The organism is Natrinema hispanicum (assembly GCF_004217335.1).
Taxonomy (GTDB): domain Archaea; phylum Halobacteriota; class Halobacteria; order Halobacteriales; family Natrialbaceae; genus Natrinema; species Natrinema hispanicum.
Window position 1 is genome coordinate 61,075 of sequence record NZ_SHMP01000005.1, and the last position, 23,866, is coordinate 84,940.

A 23,866-nucleotide genomic window follows, 5' to 3' on the forward strand; every position below is an offset into this window, starting at 1 on the left:
ATCCGGTCACTCGGCGTCGTTTTTCTCGACCTCGAGATCGACGTCTTCGGGATCGACCCCGATACGGGCGAACTGGGTTCGGATGTGTTCTTTGGCACCCTCGAGGGCCTGTTCGCGGGTGTCGAACCCACGCGGCATCGGTGACTCGAAGGCGAGATTGACCTCGCGGCCGTCGACGAGTTGGGTCGTCCCCCCGCTATCGACCTCGTAGAACTCGTCACAAACCCAGACGTACGCGGCGTCTTCGTCCGGTGCGCCGCGGAACGAGGGGGCTCGTTCACCTCGCTCGTACAGTGTGCCGGTGAGCTCCGTCCCGCCAGCACGACCGCGTACCTGAAGCATGACTGCTGATACGCCTCGCGGACGCAAAAATACAGCGCTCATTCCGTCCAGACGCGCCGTTCGGTCAGTGCGTGGCGGTATGACAGTCGTGGCGACGACCGACGGCTCTCGTCTCGGGTACGGCATGATTCTGCTGACCCGTCTGCACCGGCGAGACGCACGCGGAACGACTCCCGTGTCGGCTCACGCGATCGGAAACCACTGGACAAATTCCAATGGAAATTTCCATTATCTGGTGTTCGCGAGCGGTTCAGCACGTTACGGAGCGGATACCGGAGTACTGGCGCATTCACGACCCAAATTCTTTTGGAACTGGTCTTATGCCCCTTGCATGGATTGCTAAGGACAATGACTTCGGACGCTCACATCGGCGACGATATCACCCCTGGGCCGCTCGTTAACGTCCCGGCGGAGTGTTACGAAATCCTTCGTCATCCACGCCGGCTTCGCGTTCTCGAGATTCTCGGCAGCCGGCAAACACGACTGTCCCTGTCGGACCTGACGACGGCACTGATCGACCGGATGAACTCGGAGATCCCGACCGGGCAGGCACGACACGACGTGCGGATCAGCCTCGTTCACAATCACCTGCCACGACTCGAGGACGCCGGGATCATCGACCGGACCGACACTGGTATCGTACTCGTCGACGAACCGCCGGTACGTCCTACTGACCTCTCGATCTTTCTCGAGGCCTGTGAGGACGAAAACGCCGAAAAACTGCTCGAAACGCTCGTCGATCCAGTCCGGATGCGTATTCTCTCCGTGCTCGAAGCGAACGACCGACCGCTCTCGCTCGAGCAACTCGCGACGCAGCTCAGCGCATGCACCGGCGGACCGTTTTGCGACGGCGACCGCGCGGCGATCGCACTGCACCATTCTCATCTCCCCGCGATGGCCGACGTCGGCGTTATCAGCTACGATCACGACTCGAAGCTGATAACGCGGTACGACGACAGCGTCTCGATCGTCCAGTAGTCGCCGGCAGCGTCCCAGTTGTTCCCGTTTTCGCGTCGATAGTGTGGTCGTCCGTCCCATCGGTTGCCGCCTGTGGGTCGCCGCGCCGGTAACGACAAGAGTGTTCCCGGTGAGCATCGTACGCACGAGACAGGAATGACGGTGCCACGCGCAGACGCCGGCCGCGATGGCATAGCGAGCGACGGTCGCAGAGCTGTCGTCGTCATTGGAGCCGCCGTTTTGCTCGCGCTTTCGATAGCCAGCGTCGCGGGGACGGCCGTCGCGATCGATCAGGTCGCGATCCTCTCCCCGGAGCCGATGACAGTCAACGCCACACCCGGCGAGACGATCACGATCGATCTCTCCCTCTGGAGTCAGGGCGGTCACGGCGGCGAAGGCGTCAGCGCAGTGACCGTGATCGCACAGTATCACCCGGACTACCTCGAGGTGACTGATATCGAACGAGGCCCGTGGCTCGAGGGTGAGAAAGCCGAGGTCCATACGGCGACGGCGATCGCCAACGAGCAGGGGACGACGGTCATCGAACAGCGTCGCGAGCCGGTCGCTGGGGGGACAGCCGGGAGTGGCACAATCGCAACACTGACAGTCACCGTTACTGCGGATGCACCTGCCGGCACGACGACGATTTCGTTTGCCGAGAGTACGGTCGACCTCACTGGTGACTATATGAGCGCGCTCGTCGACGAGTCCGCGACGATTGCCATCGCCGGCGGCAACGAATCCCTCGAGTCGTACAATCACACCGATCCCGACGACCTGGCGCTCGAGTTCGATGAGACGGATGCGACGAATGACTCGAGCGACGACGGGGCGGATGCCGGTGGAGTGCCGACTCCAGGCTTTACGGCCGGACTCGCGCTAGTGGCCGTGTCTGTTGCCGCGGGGGCGCTGTGGATCGGTCGAACCAGTTTGCGCTGAGAGAGTCCGCCCGGCTGGAGGGAAACGCGTTTTAGGGATGGGACGGATGAACCCCATATGACTGATCTGGGAGACTTCGGCGATTTCGACGCCGACGCCGATGCTGACGAGGGATCGGCGACCAATGCAACCGACTCGTCGACGGCATCGACAGGAACTGACGAGCCGTCGACTGCGAGTTCGACGACCGACGGCTCGAGCGACGCGTTCGAGTCGACGCCGGTCGAGCCCAGTGGCGACGACGTCGGCATCGGTGCGCTCTGTGTCTCCCAGGGACTGCGTATCGCCGAAGACGGCGACGATACGACCCTGCAGGCCTACATCACCCGCGGCAATCGATCATCGATCCGCATCGGGAGCTACCTGCTCGCGCCCTATCCCGACGGTGAGACGCTGTTCTGTCGGATTACGGGACTCGAGTACGCCCAGCAGTACCACGCCGACGACGCGACGGAGATTCACGCCCGGCGAGCGATGCGCTCCGATGGCATCGACGAATCCGACTACAAGTTCGTCGCGACCCTCGAGCCCGTCGCCGTCCTTTACGATGATGACGGCGAATTGAAGCGCCGGATGACCGACCGCGTGCCGAAGCCCCAGACCGTGATCCGGCAGGCCGACGACACCGAGGCGATCAAGACCGGGCTGAAGATGCCAGAGGATGGCGTCTTTCTGGGCCATCTTTCCGTCGGCGGCGAAAAGGTCCGGACGGCAGCGTCCCCGCCGACGATCGATTACCGGCTGAAAGACGACTACGAGGCGGGTGATCCGCTCGTCTTCCGACACACGCTGATCGCCGGCGGGACAGGCTCGGGGAAGACCCACGGGGCGAAGAACATCCTGCGGCAATATCTCGCCGACGAGCGCACGTATCCGATGGCCGACGGTCGCACAGTGCAACCCGCTGTCGTCCAGTTCGACCCACAGGACGAGTACGCCCAGATGCACGACGACAACCCCGACCTGGACAGCGACTTCGCGCGCCGCCTCGAGCGTGAGGGGATCGCTTACGGCGGCGTCTCCGATACGACGGCGTTCGTCCCGAAAGTCGGCTCGGCGTCGTACGCGGCGGGCCACCACCGCGCGAAGCAGGTCGAGTTCACGATCCCCTTCTCGATGGTCCATGACAACCCGTGGCTGGTCGCGGGCAGCGGATTGAACGACAACCAGTACGGCGCGCTCGTCAGCGTTCTCCTGCCGCGGTTCCGGAACCAGTACGGCGAGGCTGGCACCTACGAGGAGTTCACCTCGTTCCTCGACGATCCCGCACTGCGTGAGGAACTCGACGAGTCCGGCCGCGTCCACGAGGCGACGTTCGACGCCGTGCGCCGGCGCGTCCTCGGCTTCGGCCACGTCTTCGACCAGGATGCCCGGCCAATTACGGAGTTGGTCCACGAGTTCGTCCGGCCCGGCGGGCTCACCGTGGTCCCAACCTACCACATAAATGACACTCGGGCGACCGAAACCATCGTCCTCGCGGTCTCGTCGCTGTTGATCGACCAGAAGCTCTCGAACGATCCGACCTACGACCGAATCAAGGAGACGCCGCTCGTGTTGGGGATGGACGAGGCCCACAACTTCCTGACTGACGCCGACAGCGTCCAGGCGGGGAAAGTCATTACCAAATTCACCGAGGCCGCCAAACAGGGCCGCAAGGAGCGACTCGGCCTCTTTCTCATTACACAGGACCCCCAGGACATCCACGATGCCGTCTTCAAACAGATCAACACGACCATCGTGTTGAATCTCGGCGACGAGGACGCCATCAAGAGCGTGAATATTCCGAGTAACCTCGAGTCGAAGGTCCCCTACATGGAGAAAGGCCAGATGGTCGTCTACTCGCCCGACAATTCGGAGCCGGTCGAGCTGATCGGCCTGCCGACGTGTCTGACGCGACACGGGCGGGATTGAGGCCGGAACGCTCGAGCGCGCTGGACGATCTCACAGCCGATCGGTCATCGTCGTGACGTGCCGTCGGCTCGCGGTCGTTATGACTCGAGCCTGCTGAGAGGAGAGGAAATAGTCACGAACGGCCACGGTGGGCCGCGACGTCGTCGCGACCGCACTCGGTGACCGTCCGCATCGTCAGAGGGTGCTTGCGTGCGTTATCCCTGCCCGACCATCGACTCTTCTTCGTCCCACTCCTGTTCCTGCAGTTCGTATTTCTGGATCTTGCCCGTCGCCGTCTTCGGGAGGGAGTTGACGAACTCGACGCGGTGGACGACCTTGTAGCCGGCGAGTCGCTCGCGCGTGAACTCCGTCAGCTCGTCCTCGGAGACCGGCGGGTTCTGTGGGTCGTCGTTCGACGGCACGACGAACGCCTTCGGGGTCTCGCCCCACTTCTCGCTGGGCGAGGGGATCACGGCCACGTCGGCGACTGCCTCGTGGTCGAACAGCGTGTCCTCGAGTTCGATGCTCGAGATGTTCTCCCCGCCGGAGATGATGATGTCTTTCTCGCGGTCCTGGATCGAGAGCATGCCCTTCTCGTTGACGACGGCGAGGTCACCAGTGTGGAACCAGCCCTCGCGCTTGTCGTTGAACGCTTCGTCGGTCTCCTCGGGTTTCTCCCAGTAGCCTTCCATGATCTGGTTGCCGCGGACGAGGATTTCGCCGATGGACTCGTCGTCCCACGGGACCTCGTTGCCGTCGTCGTCGACGACTTCGATCTCGGTGGCCAGCGGGGCGATGCCCTGGCGCTTTTTGAGGCCGAAGCGCTCTTCGCTGTCCTCGTCGATCAGGCGACGGGTCGCGGAGGTGCCGATGAGCGGGCCGGTCTCGGTCGCACCGTAGAGCTGGCGGAAGTGCCAGCCGAACGTCTCTTCGACGGTTCGGATGACGCTTTCCGGCGGCGCGGCACCGGCGGCGGTGACGCGCATCGGGTTGTCGCCCTCGGTGGAAACGTCGTTCTCCTCGTAGTACTCGTCGAGCATGCTGAGCACCGTCGGCGCACAGCAGAGGAACGAGACGTCTTCGTCGTTGATCTGCTGGAAGATTTCCTCGGCGTCGACGCCGCGGGTACAGACGTGTTTCGCGCCGATACCCGTGATGGCGTAGATGTGGCCCCAGCCGTTGACGTGGAACATCGGCAGGGTCCAGAGGTAGACGTCGTCGTCGCTGATCTCGTGGTGGATCGTCACGAGCTGGGCGTGCAGCGACTCGGTGCGGTGGGTCCGCATGACGCCTTTCGGGTCGCCGGTCGTCCCGGAGGTGTAGTTGATCGTGATGACGTCGTCTTCGCTCATCTCGGGGCGCTCGTAGTCGGGCTCGACGTCCGCGATGAGGTCGTCGAAGTCCTCCCAGTCGCCCTCGACTTCGTCAGCGTCGTTCGTGATGAAGATCTCCGTCGGGACGTCGTCACGGATTGCTTCGATCTTGTCGGCGTACTCGTAGTCAGCGATGATCGCTTTCGTGCCAGAGTCGTTGAGCAGGTACTCGTAGTCCTCGGGAGTCAGCCGGTAGTTCAGCGGCGTGTGGATCGCGCCGAGTTGCATGATCCCGTAGGCAGACTCGAGCTGGTAGTGGGTGTTAGGGTCGAGAACGGCCACGCGGTCGCCCTTCTCGATGCCACGCTCTTGTAGCACCGTCGAGAGGCGGTCGGCTCGGTCGCCGAACTCCTCGTACGTGAACCGCTCACCCGTCGTCGCGACGATCGCTTCTTCGTCGCCGTAGTACTTGCGCGCTCGGTCGAGGAAATCGGTCACCAACAGTGGGACTTCCATATACCCCGTCATCGAACATTGATTATAATATTCTTTATGGAGTCATCCCGTGTTTCAGTACAGCAATTTGATGCGTACCAATCACTGTAATTTTTGTCTGACATCTTTTTCCTGTTCCCGACACGTCGTCTCGAGACCGATCGAGACGCGTAGCGGTTGTCTGTGACTGTCTCGGTCGTGCTACGCCGACTCGAGCAGTGTTCGCTCGAAAAACGACCGAACCGCCCTCGCGATGTCGGCATCCGCGCCGAGGAAGAAATGATCGGCCGAGAGGGCGGTTATTTCGTCGCCACGACCTCGCGCGCGCTCGACGATCGGCTCCCAGTCGGCGGTCGTATCTCGCGTGCCATACAGAACGTGGACGGGGGTCTCGAGCGAGTCGATGGCCTCGAGCGCGTCGAGGTCGTCAGCCAGACGTGCTGTCGGTGCGAGGACGGCAACCGCGTCAGGGCCGACCGCGGCTGCCGCGAGCACCGCAAGCGTCGCGCCGAAGCTGTAGCCAAAGACGCCGACCGGACGCTCATCGTACGTCTCGCGAGCCCACCGGACGGCATTCCGTACGTCTGCGCGCTCGCCATAGCCCTCGTCCCACGGGCCGTAATCGAAGCGCAAACAGGCAATGCCAGCATCACGCAGGGCGTCGCTGACAGCGACGAGGCGCTGATCACTCCGCGAGCCGCCCTGTTGTGGATGTGGCGGGCAAGCGACGACGATCGCCCGTGGATCGCCGTCCGGTTTCTCGAGTGTCCCGCGCACGTCGCGGCTGCCGGGAAGCACTACGTTCGTCATGGGTGGGCCATCACGACGCTCGGTAATCAACCCGGCGCGCTGGGACAGCCGGTTCGACATGGAATATTCCCGAAGTGACATTTTTAAGGGTCAGGAGCGATACGTAGCGAATATGGGCATCCTCTCTCGGGCTTCCTACGTCATCCGGTCGAAACTCAACTCGGTACTCAACCGGGCCGAGGATCCGACCGAAACGCTGGACTATTCGTATGAGCAGATGCGTGACCAGCTCCAGCAGGTCAAACGCGGCATCGCCGATCTCACCACGCAGAAAAAGCGCCTCGAGATGCAGAAACGCCGGCTCGAGGAAAACGTCGAGAAACACAACCAGCAGGCACGCACGGCGGTCCAGCAGGACCGAGAGGATCTAGCACGACGCGCCCTAGAGAAAAAGAAGACGAAGATGAACCAGATCGAGGACTTAGAGGGCCAAATCTCGGACCTGCAAAACCAGCAAGACCGGCTGGTCGAGCAGAAAAACGAACTCCAGCGGCGCATCGAGGAGTTCCGCACGAAAAAAGAGACGATGAAAGCCCGCCACGAGGCCGCAAAAGCCAGTTCGACGGTCTCGGAGGCGATGACCGCGACAGGCGAGGAGTTCGAGGATGTCGGCCGCGCTATCGAACGCGCCGAGGAACAGACTGAAGATATGGAAGCCCGCGCCGCTGCCCTCGACGAACTCCACGAGTCGGGTGCGTTCGAGGATGTCATGTCCGATAAGGACACGATCGACCGCGAACTCGAGCAACTGTCGACCGACAGCGGCGTCGAAGCCGAACTCGAGACGCTCAAATCCGAGGTCGGGGAGAGTGAGGCCGAACCGGCGACCGACACCGCAAGCGAGAGCGACGAGGTGGACCGGACGGACCTCGAGAGCGACGATCAGGAAGACGTCGAAGCGGAGCTTGCGGAGCTGCAGGACGACGACCAAGCCTGACATAGACGACTGTCACGCAATGCCGGCACGTCAGCGACTCGCCGCGGACCCTGCCGGGATCCAGTGACAGGCGATCGGATACGTCCGGTACTGGCTTCTCTCAGCCATCATACTCGCTACCAGCCACAGGGTGTCGATACTGGCTCCATTCCACTGAAATCGGCGTACCATCTCTTGCAACGATGTCCACATCGATCACAGGACAGTCCGCGCAATCGGATGTCAGTGACGATCAGTACGCCGACCGCTTGCTGTGATTTGGGGTAACTGTTACCAATGTCCGTGTAGAACTGTCGTCTATGAGTGACGAGTCACCGTTCGAGTCAATCACGCTGACGAATCAGGCAGTCCTGCTTACCGTCGCCGAACTCGCCCGCCAGAACGAAACGCCAGTTCAGACACATGATCTTCGGAAACACTGTCAGGAGCGACTCGCCGATGTCGAGACGGAAGTCATCGGCACGATCTCAGAGGCCGACATCATCCGTTCGCTGTACCAACTCGAGGACGAAGACCTCGTCAACGAGATTCACCAGTCGGCGACGTCGCCGACGGGCAAGGGCCGACCAGCGTATACCCTCGCTGTCTCCGAGACGACGGTCTACGACGAGATCGACGAGAGACTACACGAGACTCTCGTCGAGTAGCCGTCGAGTAGCCCGGCTGGCTGTCCGGCGTCGCCGACCCGCCGTCACGAGGGGGTTCCGAGAACGGCGATATCGTAGCTGGCGACGGCGACCGGTGACTCGAGGACGATCACCTGGAAGGCCCACCTCGAGCCACCGGTAAGATCGCCGGTGCTGGCGAGATAGCGGCCGAGCATGCTCTCGTCGTCGTCGTAGACACGCGTCCGCACTTCGACGGTCTGAATCCGGCTTGAGCCCGTGTTTTCGACGGTCCCCTGAATGGTCGACCCGAGATAGCCGCCCTCGACGACGAACTCGTGGTCGCGCAGCGAGAGCGGCTCGAGTGGCGTCACCGAGTCGCTGGGTTGTTGCTGGGCGAGTGCCGCTGCCGCGGACAGCTGTGTTGCCGATCGATTGGAGACGTTGCTCGCGTTGATGCCGCTGACAGTGCCGTCCTCGTAGGTCGGCTGACCGCCGAGGTCGCCGCTTCCGAGACAGCCGGCGGCTGCGGCCGCGACCCCGGTCCCTACTGTCGCGAGTACCCGCCGTCGGCTCATCGACTCCGGGCGGCTCATTGCCGTCGCGCGTTCGTCTGCAAGGGAGTTCCGTCACGGTACATGTGTCGGAGCGACGCCACGGACCCATTTCAGTGTGGGCCTTGAAGCGGCTGTGCTCGTCCGTGGGTGGACGGACTGCCGGCAACCTCGTCGAGCGCACCCGTCCGTTTAGCACCGGCGTGTGGCGATGTGCAACGCAGGCCCTTATTGCCGGGTCGGTGGGACGTGTGACTATGGGCTCTGCCGAAACCGACGAGACGCTCGAGTCGTACGGGGCCGATATCGGTACCCGTGGGGGAGTGTTGACGCGGTTCCGGGAGTGGATGCTGGTCGACGGAAATCGGTTATCCGTCGCCGCGATCGTCTTGCTAGCCGTTTTTGCGGTGGTCACCGTCTTGTACGAACTCGGCGTCATCACCTTCGTCAACCCGAACGCCGTGACGCGCGTGGCAAGCGGTATGATTGCGGGGACGTTCTCGCTCGTGACGCTGGTCGTCTCGGTCAACCAGCTCATCCTCTCCCAGGAGTTCAGCGCAGCGGGCCGCGCTCGCGACCGACTCGAGAACGTCATCGAGTTCCGCCGGACCATCGCGGACGACGCGGCCGTCCCCGCGAGCCCGGCAGCCCCCACGCGGGTCCTCGGACTGCTGCTCGAATCGATTCATCACGACGCGACGGCATTCGCCGATGCGGTCGGGGATCACGACAACGAGTTCTCCGAGACGGTCAGCCGGTACACGAACGGTGTCCAAGAGCGGACGAACCGAATCGACGACCGAATCAGCAGTGCCGACTCGGACGCGTTCACTGCCGTTTCGGCGGCGATTACGTACGACGAGTCCTGGCACTTGTACGTCGGCACCCATCTGCGCGGCGAGTACGCCGACTCGCTGTCACCAGCCGCTGCCGAGCGACTTGACGACCTGATCCATTCTCTGAAACTGTTTCACGTGGCTCGAGAGCAGTTCAAGACGACGTACCTACAGCAGGAACTCACGCGCTTTTCCCAGCTCACGGTCTACTGTGGCGTGCCATCGATCCTGTCCGCGATCCTCATCGGGTTGCTATACGCCGACGTCACTGGGCCAAGCGTCAGCGCCGCCATGCTTCCGTACGTCGTGAGCGTGCTCTTTCTCGTCGTCCTCTTGCCGCTTGCCCTGCTCGCGTCCTACATTCTCCGGACCGCGACCATCACACGGCGAACCGCGTCCGTCGGCCCGATGGTCCCACAAAAGGACCCCAACGCGGGCCCGTTCGACGTGGGGTATGGCCACGACCGGGATCGGTGATCACGGCTTCTCTCGCGGTGCCGTAGCTGTCCACGAGCCGACGGACCGACTCATTCGTATGGCCGCGACCCCTATCGACGGTTGTGATCGTCATCTGCGGGCCGCCGGGTGTCGGAAAAACCACCATCGCAACCCGCGTCCGTGACCGCCTCGCGGAGCGGGACGTTCCAGTGCGACTCTACCACTCCGACGACTTCTCGAGTCGGACCTACGAGCAACTGGCCGAACAGGCCGGTTCGGCCCCTGCAGCCGGCGTGACGCTCGTCGACGGGACGTTCTACCGTCGCAAATGGCAGACGCAGTTTCGCACCCTCGGCGACGTGCGGTTCGTCCACGTGACTGCGAGCCTCGAGACCTGCCTCGAGCGCAATCGGCGTCGGGGCGATTCGATCTCGGAACAGGGCGTCCACGTCGTCTACCGGGAGTTCGAGGCCCCCGACGCCGATCTCGAGATCGATACCGACCAATGTGGGCCCACCGTCGCTGTCGATCGGATCGTGACGGCGATCGAAACGTGGGGCGAGCACAACGCAGCGCCACCGGCCGAGAACCGTCTCTCCTGACCGACGCCGGGTCAGGCAGTGAACACGGGGACGTCGAGTGAGCCGATGACGCGGTTGGTGATCGAGCCCAACAGTGGCTTGTCGGGATCGGAGCGCCCGCGTTTCCCCATGACCACGAGGTCGATATCGTGTTCGTCGACGTATTCAGTGATGGCCTCGACCGGCGTGTTCGACTTGACAGCCGTGACACACGAGACGTCGGCATCGGCAGCGAGGTCTTCGATCTCCGAGACGAACGTCTGGCCTTTCTTCTCGAGTCGACGTCGCGTCTGTCTGATATCGCTTGGCACCGCGACGTAGTCGGCATCACCCATATCCATCGCGTACAGGACGTGCAGCGTCGCGTCGTTTCGCTGTGCGAACTTGATCGCCTGGTTTGCCCCGTTGCGAGCGGCGTTGCTGCCGTCAGTCGGCACGAGAATGTCGTCGAAGTCATGTGGCTCGTCCATACGTCCCACACGACGCCGAAATGGGTAATCCTTGCCCACCCGTTCAGACGGTCTGCTGTCAGTCAATTTTCTGGATAGCCGCGACGTCCCTGCGGGTACCCCGGGAATTCGTGAGCCCGATCGAACCCGCAGCCGCCGTCTAACATCACGAAGCCGACACATGTTCCGGCGGCGGATGGATTCGGACGGACTGCCCGAGCCCGTCCAGTAGCAGGCCGATCGCAGTTTCGTGTGCCTCCTTCGAGCGGTGGATGTGCTGTGGCCGAACCGGCTGCGCCTCGTACGCGTCGAATGCGTCATCGGCCACCATCCCCTCTCGCTCGAGCGCCGCCCGGAGTTCGAACAGTAATGCGTGTAGGTGGACGAGTTCTTGCGCGTTCACGCGCCAATGCACACTATTGTTTCTCTTAGTTCTCTCTGTACTATTCCTGTAGTGTCTGTTCGATCGAGACGTATGACAGACAGCAACATACCGCGTCGATGTTTGTCTCCGTCGCGTCCCGATTGTGAGTGGCTTACTCGAGGTAGTCGCCAGCCAGCAGGTCGATGCGCGCTCTGGTTTCCTCGGGAATCGCCTCCGGTGGCGTGTTGATCGCTCCCTCGAGTGCAGTCCAGGCTTCGCTTTCGAAGTCGTCGGGCATCGTTCGGATCGTGTGTTCGACGACTGCGTTGATCGACTCCCGGTTCGCCACGGCGTTTTCGCGGACCTCCTCGAGGGAGACCTCGTTATCCGATTTCCAGACGTCGTAGTCGGTGACGCCGGCGATGGTGGCGTAGCTCAGTTCCGCTTCGCGGGCGAGTTTGGCCTCGGGAATGGCGGTCATGCCGATGATATCCCAGCCCTGCGCGCGGTAGAACTCGCTTTCGGCCTTCGTCGAGAACTGCGGGCCTTCGATGCAGACGTAAGTGCCGTCTGCTGCAACTTTGGTGTCGACGTCGGTCGCCTCGCGGGCCGAATCGACGAGATGAGAGGCCAGTGCCGGACAGTAGGGGTTGGCAAAGCCCATGTGGACGACCATCCCGTCGCCGAAGAACGTCGGCGAGCGATGTTTGGTTCGGTCGAAGATCTGGTCGGGGACGACCAGCGTCCGGGGCGGCAGGTCCTCGCGGAGACTCCCGACCGCATTTGTCGAAATCACCCGATCGACGCCGACCGATTTGAGCGCGTAGATGTTCGCCTGATAGGACGCGTCGGTCGGCGGGTGCCGGTGGTCTTCGCCGTGACGTGGCAGAAATGCGACCTCGTGGCCGGCAAGTTCGCCCATGGTAACCGCGTCGCTTGGCTCGCCGTAGGGTGTCGAGACGTGCTCGCGATGGACGTTCTCGAGTGGCAGTGCCTCGTAGATGCCGCTTCCACCGATGACGCCGATTGTCATACGGAGACGTGGGCGGACGAGCCTCCTAATACTGCCGGACAACCGGTTCGTCCATCGCTCGAGCGTTCGCTGCTCAACAGTTCCGTTTGATCACCGTTCGCAGCCGCCGCTCAAGGTCGGCCTCCTCGCTGGGCATGAGCGACAGTCGCTCGTACTGCTCGTCGAGGTCGAACTGTTCCGTCAGCAGGCCACCACGGCGATCGACCTCGAGCAGCAGGTCGAAGCCGTCGCCCTCGGGGAGCGTGACGACCTCGAGTTCGTCCAGTTCGCCCGCGAACGGCCCCGATCGGGGGACGAACTCGAGTTCCTGGACGAAGCGATGGTCGGCGAACAGCGACTCCGTGGCCTCGCACTTGGCCGATCGGAGCGTAAAGCCAAGCGACTCGAGAGCGTCGAACAGCGCCTGCCGGAGCGGGTCTGGCTTGATCTCGACGGGGTCGCGGTCGTCGGGGTCGACCGCCCAGTCGATGTCGAGCCCGGTGTCGAGCCAGACCTTCGTTTTCCCCAGTGTGACGGGCGTGTGATATGGGACGTCGACCGAGACGGTAAAACTCCGCTCCTCGTCTGGCTCGATCGTAAACGAGTCCGCGAGACGGAACGTGTCGATCTTCGCCGTGCCCGTGCTATCGTCGGTCTCGTAGCGCGTCTCGAGCGCGAAGTAGATCCCATCGACCTCCTGGCTGTCGTTGCCGCCGGTGACGTCGACGCGTGCGTCGACGGATTCGCCGGCCGTGAGCGTCGTTGGGAGAACCGTATCGACCGTCGCCGCACCGATGCCGAGACTCGTGAGGACTCGCTTCATACGTCGAGAACAGTCACAGCCAGTCCATAAATACTTGTCTTGTTGACACTCGCGAGTACTGATCGTTGCTCACGATATCGGACGGTTATCCTGTCGACCACCTCGAACGAGCGAGCACTGGCTGGTCGTCGCCAGTATCGCGCCCGGCAGAAGTGTGGCAAGGCTGGCTGCGAGGCCTACTCGCCTGCGAGCGTCCACTCGTCGGTCCCGGTCGACTCGAGCACCTCGCGTCGTTCCATCTCGGCGAGGACTTCAGGGAGCCGGTCGGGCTGGGCAATCTCCATCTCGATGCGGTCGATCCCGTGGAACTCTGCGAGGAAGTGACGGAGCTCCTCGTTCGTGAACGTCTTTTGGTCGGCCTTTTCCATGGCACTCGAGGTCAGATCGATCATGTCCTCGATGAAGTTCCACGGGTAGACGACCCAGGTCCACGCCTCGAGTCGTTCGCCGACGTAGTCGGGCTGGAACTCACTGGTGCCGAGCAGTTGCAGGGTCGCGGTGCGAACCTCGCTGGCTCCGCGGTCCGTGACGTACTCGTAGGCGTGGCTGATCGAACCGCCGGTGTCGGCGATGTCGTCGATGATGAGCACGTCTTTGTCTTCGACGCTGCCTTCCGGCATCGGATACCGGACAGTCGGCTCGTCGGCCTTCGCGGCGGTGCCGACGTAGTGTTCCATTTTCAGACTCGTCAGGTCGTCCAAGCCGAGGAAGTCACAGAGACACCGACCCGCGAACCAGCCACCGCGGGCCAGCGCGACGACGACGTCCGGCTCGAATTCGTTGTCGCGGACGTCGTCGGCCACGTCTCGGCACAGGCCGTAAATGTACTCCCAGTTGGTTATGGTACAGTCGAAATCGTCCGGTAGATCGGACATCTGATGGCCACCTACCCGGTGTCTCGAGCGCGGTCCCCTTAAGTTGGCTGAAACGCCCGTCAATCACTGGCCTCGTTTGACTGCGTCATTCACTGCCGTAGACAATTATTTATAACCAGATGATACAACCTAGTTATCGATGGCGCAGACACAGCTACAGGCCGCCCGTGAAGGGACGGTAACACCCGCAATGGAACGCGTTGCCGAGCGAGAGAACCGCGATCCCGAGTTCGTTCGCGAGCAGGTCGCCGACGGACAGGCCGTCATCCCGGCCAACCGGCATCACGACGCGCTCGATCCGATGATCATCGGCCGCGAATTCGCAACCAAGGTCAACGCCAACATCGGCAACAGCGAGACGACCAGCGACCTCGAGACGGAACTCGAGAAACTCCACACCGCGGTCCACTACGGCGCGGACACAGTGATGGACCTCGGAACGGGCAGTGACTTAGACGAGATCCGCGAGGCCCACGTCGAACACTCGCCGGTGCCACTCGGGACGGTGCCGCTGTACGAGGCGGTCAAGCAGGCCGGTCGCCCCGAGGATATCACGAAAGAGTTGTTGCTCGAGATCATCGAAAAACAGGCCACGCAGGGCGTCGACTATATGACGATCCACGCCGGAATCCTCGCGGAACACCTACCGCTGACCGACGACCGGAAGACGGGCATCGTCTCTCGGGGCGGCTCGATTATGGCGTCGTGGATGGAAGCACACGGCGAACAGAACCCCCTGTATCAGGTGTTTCCGGAGATCTGCGAAATTTTCGCCGCACACGACGTGACGTTCAGCCTCGGCGATAGCCTCCGGCCGGGCTGTCTGGCCGACGCCTGCGACGACGCCCAGTACGCCGAACTCGACACACTGGGGGAACTCACGCGCGTCGGCTGGGACCACGGCGTCCAGGTGATGGTCGAGGGGCCGGGCCACGTCCCGATGCACAAGGTCGCCGAGAACGTCGAGCGCCAACAAGAAGTCTGTGACGGCGCGCCTTTCTACGTCCTCGGCCCGCTGGTGACCGACGTTGCGCCAGGCTACGACCACATCACCAGCGCCATCGGGGCCGCGATGGCAGCGCAAGCGGGTGCCGCGATGTTGTGTTACGTGACGCCGAAAGAACACCTCGGGCTCCCCGAGGAAGAAGACGTCCGCGACGGCCTTGCGTCCTACCGGATCGCCGCCCACGCCGCCGACGTGGGCACCGAACGCCCTGGCGCACGCGACTGGGACGACGCCCTCTCGGAAGCCCGCTACGCGTTCGACTGGCGCGAACAGTTCGACCTCGCGCTCGATCCCGACCGCGCCCGGTCGTTCCACGACCAGACGCTGCCCGGTGACAACTACAAGGAGGCCCGCTTCTGCTCGATGTGTGGCGCGGAGTTCTGCTCGATGCGCATCGACCAGGATGCGCGCGAAAGCGGGGACATGGACTCACTCGAGGACGACGGCGAGAGAACCGATCTCGAGACCTCGCCCGCGGCCGAAGTCAACCGACCACCCGTCGGCACCCATGCGTCTGGGGATCTCCCGCCGATGGCGGACCACGAGGGTGCCGACGGGGTCGAGGAAGCAAGCGACGACTGAGGCTGCCGTCCGACGACCGAGGATTCATACGCCAGTCGACCGAGCCACGTCGTATGGAGACGACTCGAGTCGTGCAGGTCGATGCGTTTACCGACGAACCGTTGACTGGGAACCCGGCTGGCGTCGTACCGGACGCCGACGGGCTCTCGGCAGAGCAGATGCAGGCGATCGCCGCCGAAATGGCGGTCAGCGAGACGGCGTTTCTCCGCTCGAGCGAGCGCGCCGACCATCAAATCCGCTATTTCACACCCACTCAGGAGGTCGATCTCTGCGGGCACGCGACGATCGGGACGTTCGCACACCGTCACGACGAGGGACTCGAGCCCGGGACGACGACCCTCGAGACGAACGTCGGCGTCCTCGAAATCGAGGTCGACCCCGACGGGACGGTCTGGATGACCCAGGACGAACCGACGATCCGCGAGGTCGACGTCGGCTACGACCGCGTCGCCGACGCGCTGGGCGTCGACCGGGCTGCACTCGCGGGGGCGAGCGCCGACCTTCCGCTAGCGGTGGCTTCGACCGGCCTTCCCTTCCTGATCGTCCCGATCACGTACCTCTCGGACGTCGGCAGCGCCGAGCCGGATATGGCTGCGATCGAGGCGGTGACCGACGCGGTCGACGCGACCGGGATCTATCTCTTCACGTTCGACGCGCTCGAGCGCGCGTCGACGCTGCACGGCCGGATGTTCGCGCCGGGTGCTGGCGTGTCGGAAGATCCCGTCACCGGCACCGCAAGCGGGGCCACCAGCGCGTATCTCGACCGCTTTGGCGCGTTCGACGACGATCTGCCAGAGGAACTCCGCCTCGAGCAGGGCCACTACGTCGACCGGCCGGGCACGGTCCGCGTTCGCCTCGATGACGGGGTTCGAGTCGGCGGCCGCGGAGTGACCGTCCTCGACGGCTCGCTCGTCGTCCCCGACGACGAAGAGGACGACATCCTCGAGGCCTGAGTCCGAATCTGAGCGGACGGTCGACAGGTGGTCGCGCTGTAGCCGACGGACCGCCGATCGTGATCGCTCGGTGGGTGCTCGCCTGCGAGAGTCGGTATCGAAAACACATCTCGATGGCGTCTATCGGTGTTGGTACTATCGTATCGAAGTCTAGTTTTTGTTTTCCATCGCAGAAATAACTGCGCTGACACCGATCAACGAGTAGACTGGAAACCCCTATTTGGTGAGTATTCTGACTCCGAGCAGCCGTTCGCAACCTTCTTTATTCGGTCCACTGTCTCTCCCAATAGAGATGGCTGTACTCTGGCTGGACGAGATCGGTGCCGACGACCTCGAGAAGGTCGGCGGTAAAGGTGCCTCCCTGGGCGAACTTACGGGTGCGGGGCTACCCGTCCCACCGGGATTCGTCGTAACCGCCGGGACTTATCGTTCGTTTATCGAAGAAGCCGAGATCGACGAAGAACTGTTTGCAGCCGTCGACGTCGACGTCGATGACTCGGCCGCGCTGGCTGACGCTGCAGACCGCGCACAGGAACTCATCCTCGAGACGCCGTTCCCCGACGAGCTTCGCGAGGAGATCGTCGAGAGCTACCGCGAGGTCGGCGACGGCGAGGCGTTCGTCGCCGTCCGCTCGTCGGCGACTGCAGAGGACCTGCCCGATGCGTCCTTTGCCGGCCAACAGGAGACGTTCCTCAACGTCACCGAAGACGAGCTGCTAAAACGCGTTCGCGAGTGCTGGGCGTCGCTGTTTACCCAGCGAGCGATCTACTACCGTCAGGAGCAGGGCTTCGACCACTCCGTCGTCAACATCGCGGTCGTTGTCCAGCAGATGGTCGACGCCGAGAAGTCGGGCGTGATGTTCACGAGCCACCCCTCGACCGGCGATCCGACGATGATCATCGAGGCCGCGTGGGGCCTCGGCGAAGCCGTCGTCTCCGGTGCCGTCTCACCGGACAACTACATCATCGACCGCGCTGACCGATCGATGGACGTCACCGTCGCCGAGAAGAAGGTGATGCACGAAAAAGACGAGGAGACCGGCCAAACAGTCGAGCGCGAGGTTGCAGAGGACAAGCGAACGGCACGAGTCCTCGACGCCGACGAGATCGACGAGCTCATGGATCTCGGCGAGCGCGTCGAGGACCACTACGGCGAGCCACAGGACGTCGAGTGGGCGATCGTCGATGGCGAGGTCTACATGCTGCAATCGCGGCCGATCACGACGATCGACGAGAGCGACACTGACGCCGCGACGACCGAAGGCGTTGACGCCTCGAAAGGCGTGACCGACGGCAGCGGGAGCGTCCAAGCTGCCACGGCCGGCGACACCGATGTCGGTGACGAGAGCGGGTCCGGCGACGTGCTCGTCGACGGACTCGGCTCGAGTCCGGGCACCGTCAGCGGCCCCGCCCGGATCGTCACCAAACTCGACGACCTCGCGAAGGTCGGCGAAGGCGACGTGATCGTCACCGAGATGACGATGCCCGATATGGTGCCCGCGATGAAACGCGCCTCGGGGATCATCACCGACGAGGGCGGGATGACCAGCCACGCCGCCATCGTCTCCCGTGAACTGGGTGTCCCTGCGATCGTCGGGACGACCAACGCGACGACGACGTTAGAGGACGGGCAGGTCGTCACGCTCGATGGCGACAAGGGTGCCGTCCTCGAGGGTTCGACGGTCGAACCCGACGAGGAGACCGAACCGGTCGAGGAGGTCCGTCCGCAGTCGCCGGTCAAGCCAATGACCGCGACGGAAGTCAAAGTCAACGTCTCCATTCCCGAAGCCGCCGAACGCGCGGCCGCGACGGGTGCCGACGGCGTTGGCCTGCTGCGGACCGAGCACATGATCCTCTCGCTGAACCAGACTCCCGAGAAATATATCGAGGAAAACGGCACGGACGCCTACATCTCGGAACTCGTCGACGGCATCCGCGGCGTCGCCGACGAGTTCTACCCGCGTCCCGTTCGCGTGCGCACACTCGACGCACCGACCGACGAGTTCCGCCAGCTCGAGGGCGGCGACGACGAACCTGAAGAGCACAACCCCATGCTCGGCTACCGGGGCATCCGCCGCTCGCTCGACCGGACTGACGTCTTCGCCCACGAACTCGAGGCCTTTTGCCGGCTCTACGAGATGGGCTATGACAACGTCGAGATCATGTTCCCGCTGGTCAACGACGCCGAAGACGTCTATCGCGCCAAAGCGTGCATGAAAGAGGCCGGCATCGACCCCGAGAAGCGCCGCTGGGGTGCCATGATCGAGACGCCAGCCTCCGCGCTGTCGGTCGAAGAGATGGCCGAAGCGGGGATCGACTTTGCCTCCTTCGGGACCAACGACCTGACCCAGTATACGCTCGCAGTCGACCGGAACAACGAGAACGTCGCCGACCGCTTCGACGAACTCCACCCAGCCGTGTTGCGCCTAATCGGCAACGTCATCGAGACCTGCCGCGAACACGACATCGACACGAGCATCTGTGGCCAGGCCGGCTCCAAACCCGAGATGGTCCAGTACCTCGTCAACGAGGGGATCAGCTCCATCTCCGCGAACATCGACGCCGTCCGTGACGTCCAACACGAGGTCAAACGCGTCGAACAGAAGCTGCTGCTCGATTCGGTCCGCTAACGCGTTCCGGCACCCATTTTCGACCGTCGCTGCTGTTGTGGTCGCTCGAGTGCGATACGTCTCGAACGGGGAAAGGCCCATGCTGTCGGCCGCCCTCTGGTCAGCCATGAGCGACCGCTCGGACGAACTGACCGAGCGTCGGAACCGGGACGTGCCCGCGACTGACGACTTCCTCGAGGAGACGAACCGCCTGCGTTCAGAATCCGACGTCGCTGGCGGCGACGAGTCGGTCGCGTCAGCAGGTGACACCTCGAGTGTGGCGGGTGGAGAGACGCGCTCGTGGTACTCGCCGCTTACATCACGGCTCTCGCTCGGGCGCTATTTCTCGCCAAAAGGGTACGCCGCGCTCGTGGCACTGCTCGGTGTCGGGTTACTGGTTGGCGCGACCGTACTGCCGATCGCCGGGCGCATGATCGGCATGTTCGTCACCGCCTTTCTCATCGGGCTGGTCGCGTCGAAGCGGCGCTATCTCGAGGTGACGGCAGCCGGCGTCTCCGTCGGTGCTATTACTGCCGTTCTCAATAACGCGATCATCACCGTGGCTGGTTCTGGCCAAACGGTCGTCGCCATCGGAGCGACGTTCGGACTCCTCGCCTCACTCGTCGGGTACTACTTCGGTCGTGACCTGCACGACGGCCTCAACCGCGACCTCGAGTGAGCGATCGACACGTGCGCCGATCGGTGACCGCGTGTCACTTGCCGCTTACCCGTTCGTCGTCAGCTCCCAGCCGTGTTCGGTCCGGCGAACCACGCCGTTGTCCGCCATCACCTCGAGTAACTCGGTGACGACCTCGCGTGGCGCGCCGAGGTCCTCACTGAGTTCGCCGACTGATTTGGGCTCCGAACGGACGCTTGCGAGCAGATCGGCGTAGATCCGACTTTCCGAACCGGCCCCGACGGCCTCGGAGATGTGATCGAGCACGTCGGAGAGGCGTCCCTGCACCCAGCGCTGGGCCAGCGAGAGCTCGTTTTCGAGTTGCTCTAACTCATCGAGGACGGCCAGCAAGTCGTCGAGGTCGTCCGTCTCGTCCCAGGCGACGTCGAGCGAGAGGTGCCGACAAGCCGTGATATCGAAGCTGTTGTTGGCCGGATAGGCGCTCTTGCTCGCGAAGCCGTACGGGGAGACGGTCACCTCGAGCCTGACGTTGCGGGCGATGTGAAAATACTTCCGTCGCTGGTCGTCGACGCGGCTCTCGACCAACCCCGCTTCCTCGAGTTTGCGTAGGTGTTCGATGACTGCCTTGGGACTCACGCCGAGGTAATCCGATATTTCGGTGACGTAGCACGGTTTGCGGGCGAGCAACCGAAGGATTCGTCTTCGGTTTTCGTTCCCGAGTAGATCCAACAGCGCGGCGGAGTCCATTACGCGAGCGTTAGTGACTGTCGCTGAAAAGCGTGTCTGCTCGAAATACGACCGGAGACGCGGTGTCTCGTCACACGGTAGCACACTTTAGCTGCCAGCAGCGCCGCGCGAGTCGCCGGACTCGGTGGGTGAGTCACCGCCACCGTTCGATTTGTCTGTCGATGAACTGGCTGGTGTCTCCGTGGGCCGATCTGACGACCGGTCGGTCGAATCGCTCTCCGATGGCTGAGTAGCCGAGTTGCCCTCTGATGGCTGAGTAGCAGAACTGCGTTCCGATGGCTGGGTAGCCGAATTACCCTCCGATGGCTGATCAGCAGAACTACTTTCAGATGGCTGAGTAGCTGAATTGCCCTCCGATGACTGATCAGCTGGACTGGCCTTCGACGGCCGGTCATCCGGCCCGCCTGCCGGCGACTGCTCAGTGTCGGGGCCACGCTCGCTCGGCGGTCCGGTGGACACGTCAGACGGGGCGTTGCTAGCAATTCCCTGAGCGACTGCCGCGACGCCTGGACGGGCTTGTTTTGCGGTGTTCTGCCGGACTGCAGCCACGTCTCGCTGGAGGTCTCCAAGTCGATCTTGCGCGACGCCGACCTCCGCGGCACGGCGCTCGGTCCGTTCGATCGACCGCTCGAGAGCGGCGAGTTGGACCGTCAGTCGGGACAGCTGCGACTGGTAGGCACCCTGCGAGAGCTGGTCGCGGTTCGCTTTCAGTTGTTCGCGTTCGGCCTCGAGGGCGGCGACTTTTTCCTCGAGTTCGGCTGCGCGGTCGCTGACGAGTGTCGCCTTGCGCTCGGTATCGGTACGTTCGTAGGCTGTCTCGAACAGCTCGGTTTCGATCGCGTTACTCGTGTCGGCTGCACTGACTTGCATCATCGTGCCGACGGACGCGTTCGTCGAGGCCGACTGCGGCTCATCGGTGTCGGCTGCGGTGAACGTGCTCGCGACGACACCGCTCGTAACTGGCGCGACTGTGAGGCCGACGATAGCGAGGGTCACCAGGAGGGCGACGGACCGCGTGGTTCTCATCGATCGTATTGTCGATCAGAACATCCTAAAAAGACAGACCTTCGTTCGAATCGTTTACTCGGATCGTTCGACCGTTGAAATCCGTTTTGAGCGTTCACAACGGGCTGACGTTCCGTAATATTCTCGTTCGGCTGCCGACCGCGTGACCCAGCTGTCACAGTGGCTGACCGATAGTACACGCAGTTTCATCATACGGTTTCACGAAATCAATCACGTCTATACTGTGATTTGGCAGTCGCTGTCGGCCGGAAACATATTTGATAGCGCGTCGTTGTAACCCTGTCCGAAAACAGTTATCCCGCTTCAGCCCTTGGTACTAGCTAGCATGTTCGAGGTGTTCTCTCGAGGCTACTATCTCGGACGGCTCTACGTGACCCCGACCGACGGGGACCACGCGCTCATGCACAACGAGCAACACGAGCGGATCAACGAGGAGGTGTACGCGACAGGCGACGGCCTCGAGCGGCTCGATACGCCGCTGGTGATGAAACTCGAGACGCGTCATTTCCCGGTTCACGGGGCCGCCGACGTTCCGACGAATACGCTTGCGCTGCCAGAACCGATGCTCGAGGAAACCAGCGTTCGGAATCCACCCTCGCTTCAGGAGGTGTTTCTGGCCCGTCGGGAACGCGCTCGCCAACTGCTCTCGATCGCTGGCGGTTGGCAGACCGACGACGCAACGTCGTCCGACGACTGGCCGTCGACTGCCGGAACCTAGAAGTAGTCTCGCTTCCCGATTTCGGCCGCATGCTCGACGAGTTGCTCGGCCGCGCGTCGCTCAAACAGCGTATCGACGAGCTCGAGGCGGAAACCGAGCGGTTGCGAAAGCGCTACGAGGCCGAAGCCGAACGCCGGGCTGAAGCCGCCACTGCCCGACAGGAAGTCGAAGAGCGTAACAATCGGCTCGAGGATCGGATCGCCCAGCTCGAGGGCGAACTCGAGCAGTTCCAAGACGACGAGACGGCACTCGAGGTCCGTCGCCGTGAACAGCTCCGTGGAGCCCGACTCGAGGACATCCTCGATCGACTCGCGTCGTTTCAAACGGGGCCCGAGGGGGCGCTGACTGCCGTTATCGACGACGAGGTTCCTGACACGGTCCGCGACGACCTTGCGGACGTCCTCGGCGAACGGGTCGCCCTCATCGACGAGACCGCACCGTGTCTCTGCTGTATCGACGATGCCGGCCTGCTGGCAGTGACGCTCGAGCCGCCGATCACTCCCGACGTCGACGCGACCTGGAGCGATCGATTCGAACTCGAGCGCGAGTGGTTCCTGCCGACCGGCCGCCACGCGGTCGCGCTTGTCCGGACCGACCTGTTCGCCTGCGGCGTCTACGAGGGCGACGAGCGCGTCGACTACCGCGGTTTCGAAAGCGACGTCAAAGGCAGCCACTCGAAAGGCGGCTTCTCACAGGCCCGATTCGAGCGGATCCGTGACGATCAGATCGATACCCACCTCGAGCGCTGTCGCGAGGCGCTTGCGGCGTACGAAGCTGGCGGCGAACACGCCGAAACGCCGCTCGTTCTCGTGGGCCAGCGCGGGATCGTCGACACTCTGGTCGACGAATCGGACCTCGAGCCGACCGCGACGGCTGCCGTCGACGCGACCGGCGATCCGGAGCCGGCGCTTGCAGACGCCGTCCACTCGTTCTGGACAACGGAGTTGCAGGTCCTGTGAGACACAACGCACACGCGGATGCCAGCGATCGAGACGGGCGCTGTCGCCATCGGCGACGGCTCTCGAGATGCGCTCGAGTCGTCATGGGCCCGTATCCGGCAGTCTGACTCCGTCTATGGGACGTCAGTAGCCGCTGCCGTCGGCAAAACAGCGACCGCATTTGGTTACGTCCGCATCGGTGACCGCTCGCTCGATAGCGATCAGACGGAGATTGTCGTGAGCGACGTGGATGGTTGCGCCACAGGTCGTCCGGAAGTCAGAACAGCCGGTCTCGTGTCTATGTATCTTGTTTGTCGTTTCGTTCAGGACGCCATCCATGTTCAGTGCCACCACCCCACACGATAATAAGCACATCGACCGTTGCAGCCGCGACGGACGGCAGCCGGCTCCCACCGGGACCGTCCGTGCTC

The 23,866-nt window shown here is 63.1% G+C and carries 25 protein-coding genes; 13 read left to right on the top strand and 12 right to left on the bottom strand.

Annotated features, from left to right (window positions below; genetic code table 11):
• Window positions 1-6: 6 nt before the first annotated feature.
• Entirely contained in the window at window positions 7-342 is a 336-nt protein-coding gene (locus BDK88_RS12405) for a DUF7113 family protein (RefSeq protein ID WP_130500695.1), read from the bottom strand.
• Between the two features lie 348 nt (window positions 343-690).
• Here BDK88_RS12405 and BDK88_RS12410 point away from each other — a divergent pair, with 348 nt between their 5' ends.
• From BDK88_RS12410 to BDK88_RS12420, 3 genes are all read left to right on the top strand, one after another.
• The gene (locus tag BDK88_RS12410) at window positions 691-1,320 is read left to right on the top strand and encodes a DUF7344 domain-containing protein (protein WP_130500696.1); all 630 of its coding nucleotides are present in this window, start codon (window positions 691-693) and stop codon (window positions 1,318-1,320) included.
• Between the two features lie 135 nt (window positions 1,321-1,455).
• Window positions 1,456-2,238, top strand: a complete 783-nt coding sequence (locus BDK88_RS12415) for a cohesin domain-containing protein (protein ID WP_130500697.1) — start codon at window positions 1,456-1,458, stop codon at window positions 2,236-2,238.
• Window positions 2,239-2,295: 57 nt separating this feature from the next.
• Window positions 2,296-4,149, top strand: a complete 1,854-nt coding sequence (locus BDK88_RS12420) for an ATP-binding protein (RefSeq protein WP_130500698.1) — start codon at window positions 2,296-2,298, stop codon at window positions 4,147-4,149.
• 194 nt (window positions 4,150-4,343) lie between these two features.
• Here BDK88_RS12420 and BDK88_RS12425 read toward each other — a convergent pair whose 3' ends face one another.
• Together BDK88_RS12425 and BDK88_RS12430 are read right to left on the bottom strand one after the other, a co-directional pair.
• Complete coding sequence (locus BDK88_RS12425) at window positions 4,344-5,957, bottom strand: long-chain-fatty-acid--CoA ligase (protein WP_130500699.1); 1,614 nt, start codon at window positions 5,955-5,957, stop codon at window positions 4,344-4,346.
• A 180-nt stretch (window positions 5,958-6,137) separates the two neighbouring features.
• Window positions 6,138-6,746, bottom strand: a complete 609-nt coding sequence (locus BDK88_RS12430) for an alpha/beta hydrolase (protein ID WP_130500700.1) — start codon at window positions 6,744-6,746, stop codon at window positions 6,138-6,140.
• Window positions 6,747-6,858: 112 nt separating this feature from the next.
• On the opposite strand from BDK88_RS12430, the gene BDK88_RS12435 reads away from it, so the two are divergent.
• Both BDK88_RS12435 and BDK88_RS12440 read left to right on the top strand, forming a co-directional pair.
• Window positions 6,859-7,683, top strand: coding sequence for a PspA/IM30 family protein (locus tag BDK88_RS12435; RefSeq protein WP_130500701.1), 825 nt, complete (start codon window positions 6,859-6,861; stop codon window positions 7,681-7,683).
• Window positions 7,684-7,982: 299 nt separating this feature from the next.
• Complete coding sequence (locus tag BDK88_RS12440) at window positions 7,983-8,330, top strand: hypothetical protein (protein ID WP_130500702.1); 348 nt, start codon at window positions 7,983-7,985, stop codon at window positions 8,328-8,330.
• Between the two features lie 44 nt (window positions 8,331-8,374).
• On the opposite strand, the gene BDK88_RS12445 is transcribed toward BDK88_RS12440, so the two are convergent.
• On the bottom strand, window positions 8,375-8,884 hold the full coding sequence (locus BDK88_RS12445; RefSeq protein ID WP_130500703.1) for an FxLYD domain-containing protein: 510 nt from the start codon (window positions 8,882-8,884) through the stop codon (window positions 8,375-8,377).
• Window positions 8,885-9,099: 215 nt separating this feature from the next.
• Here BDK88_RS12445 and BDK88_RS12450 point away from each other — a divergent pair, with 215 nt between their 5' ends.
• Together BDK88_RS12450 and BDK88_RS12455 are read left to right on the top strand one after the other, a co-directional pair.
• Complete coding sequence (locus tag BDK88_RS12450) at window positions 9,100-10,155, top strand: hypothetical protein (RefSeq protein WP_130500704.1); 1,056 nt, start codon at window positions 9,100-9,102, stop codon at window positions 10,153-10,155.
• Window positions 10,156-10,238: 83 nt separating this feature from the next.
• On the top strand, window positions 10,239-10,718 hold the full coding sequence (locus BDK88_RS12455) for an ATP-binding protein (RefSeq protein WP_130500705.1): 480 nt from the start codon (window positions 10,239-10,241) through the stop codon (window positions 10,716-10,718).
• A gap of 11 nt (window positions 10,719-10,729) precedes the next feature.
• Here BDK88_RS12455 and BDK88_RS12460 read toward each other — a convergent pair whose 3' ends face one another.
• From BDK88_RS12460 to BDK88_RS12480, 5 genes are all read right to left on the bottom strand, one after another.
• Window positions 10,730-11,167, bottom strand: a complete 438-nt coding sequence (locus BDK88_RS12460) for a universal stress protein (RefSeq protein ID WP_130500706.1) — start codon at window positions 11,165-11,167, stop codon at window positions 10,730-10,732.
• A 145-nt stretch (window positions 11,168-11,312) separates the two neighbouring features.
• Window positions 11,313-11,549 carry a UPF0058 family protein gene (locus BDK88_RS12465; protein ID WP_008009447.1) on the bottom strand — a complete coding sequence of 79 codons (237 nt, stop codon included), beginning with the start codon at window positions 11,547-11,549 and terminating at the stop codon, window positions 11,313-11,315.
• Window positions 11,550-11,682: 133 nt separating this feature from the next.
• On the bottom strand, window positions 11,683-12,543 hold the full coding sequence (gene mtnP, locus BDK88_RS12470) for an S-methyl-5'-thioadenosine phosphorylase (RefSeq protein WP_130500707.1): 861 nt from the start codon (window positions 12,541-12,543) through the stop codon (window positions 11,683-11,685).
• A 73-nt stretch (window positions 12,544-12,616) separates the two neighbouring features.
• The gene (locus tag BDK88_RS12475; protein WP_130500708.1) at window positions 12,617-13,345 is read right to left on the bottom strand and encodes a sporulation protein; all 729 of its coding nucleotides are present in this window, start codon (window positions 13,343-13,345) and stop codon (window positions 12,617-12,619) included.
• A 176-nt stretch (window positions 13,346-13,521) separates the two neighbouring features.
• Complete coding sequence (locus BDK88_RS12480; protein ID WP_130500709.1) at window positions 13,522-14,220, bottom strand: phosphoribosyltransferase; 699 nt, start codon at window positions 14,218-14,220, stop codon at window positions 13,522-13,524.
• Window positions 14,221-14,359: 139 nt separating this feature from the next.
• Here BDK88_RS12480 and thiC point away from each other — a divergent pair, with 139 nt between their 5' ends.
• The 4 genes from thiC to BDK88_RS12500 all read left to right on the top strand — a co-directional run bounded on the left by thiC (window position 14,360) and on the right by BDK88_RS12500 (window position 20,048).
• Window positions 14,360-15,808 (top strand): phosphomethylpyrimidine synthase ThiC, encoded by a 1,449-nt coding sequence (gene thiC / locus BDK88_RS12485; RefSeq protein WP_130500710.1) that lies wholly within the window; start codon window positions 14,360-14,362, stop codon window positions 15,806-15,808.
• Between the two features lie 53 nt (window positions 15,809-15,861).
• Window positions 15,862-16,761: a PhzF family phenazine biosynthesis protein gene (locus BDK88_RS12490; RefSeq protein WP_130500711.1), complete on the top strand. Its 900-nt coding sequence runs from the start codon at window positions 15,862-15,864 to the stop codon at window positions 16,759-16,761.
• A 292-nt stretch (window positions 16,762-17,053) separates the two neighbouring features.
• A complete protein-coding gene (ppsA, locus tag BDK88_RS12495; protein WP_130500712.1) occupies window positions 17,054-19,390 on the top strand; it encodes a phosphoenolpyruvate synthase in 2,337 nt (778 codons plus the stop codon).
• Between the two features lie 106 nt (window positions 19,391-19,496).
• On the top strand, window positions 19,497-20,048 hold the full coding sequence (locus BDK88_RS12500; protein WP_130500713.1) for a DUF456 domain-containing protein: 552 nt from the start codon (window positions 19,497-19,499) through the stop codon (window positions 20,046-20,048).
• Between the two features lie 45 nt (window positions 20,049-20,093).
• Here BDK88_RS12500 and BDK88_RS12505 read toward each other — a convergent pair whose 3' ends face one another.
• Together BDK88_RS12505 and BDK88_RS12510 are read right to left on the bottom strand one after the other, a co-directional pair.
• Window positions 20,094-20,753: a metalloregulator ArsR/SmtB family transcription factor gene (locus tag BDK88_RS12505; protein ID WP_092934022.1), complete on the bottom strand. Its 660-nt coding sequence runs from the start codon at window positions 20,751-20,753 to the stop codon at window positions 20,094-20,096.
• A gap of 87 nt (window positions 20,754-20,840) precedes the next feature.
• The gene (locus tag BDK88_RS12510) at window positions 20,841-21,779 is read right to left on the bottom strand and encodes a prolipoprotein diacylglyceryl transferase (RefSeq protein ID WP_130500714.1); all 939 of its coding nucleotides are present in this window, start codon (window positions 21,777-21,779) and stop codon (window positions 20,841-20,843) included.
• Between the two features lie 325 nt (window positions 21,780-22,104).
• On the opposite strand from BDK88_RS12510, the gene BDK88_RS12515 reads away from it, so the two are divergent.
• Window positions 22,105-22,497, top strand: coding sequence for a DUF5802 family protein (locus BDK88_RS12515; RefSeq protein ID WP_130500715.1), 393 nt, complete (start codon window positions 22,105-22,107; stop codon window positions 22,495-22,497).
• A 29-nt stretch (window positions 22,498-22,526) separates the two neighbouring features.
• Window positions 22,527-23,456 carry a Vms1/Ankzf1 family peptidyl-tRNA hydrolase gene (locus BDK88_RS12520; RefSeq protein ID WP_130501045.1) on the top strand — a complete coding sequence of 310 codons (930 nt, stop codon included), beginning with the start codon at window positions 22,527-22,529 and terminating at the stop codon, window positions 23,454-23,456.
• 123 nt (window positions 23,457-23,579) lie between these two features.
• Here the strand turns inward: BDK88_RS12520 and BDK88_RS12525 are convergent, their stop codons facing one another.
• Window positions 23,580-23,774, bottom strand: a complete 195-nt coding sequence (locus BDK88_RS12525) for a hypothetical protein (protein ID WP_130500716.1) — start codon at window positions 23,772-23,774, stop codon at window positions 23,580-23,582.
• Window positions 23,775-23,866: the final 92 nt, after the last annotated feature.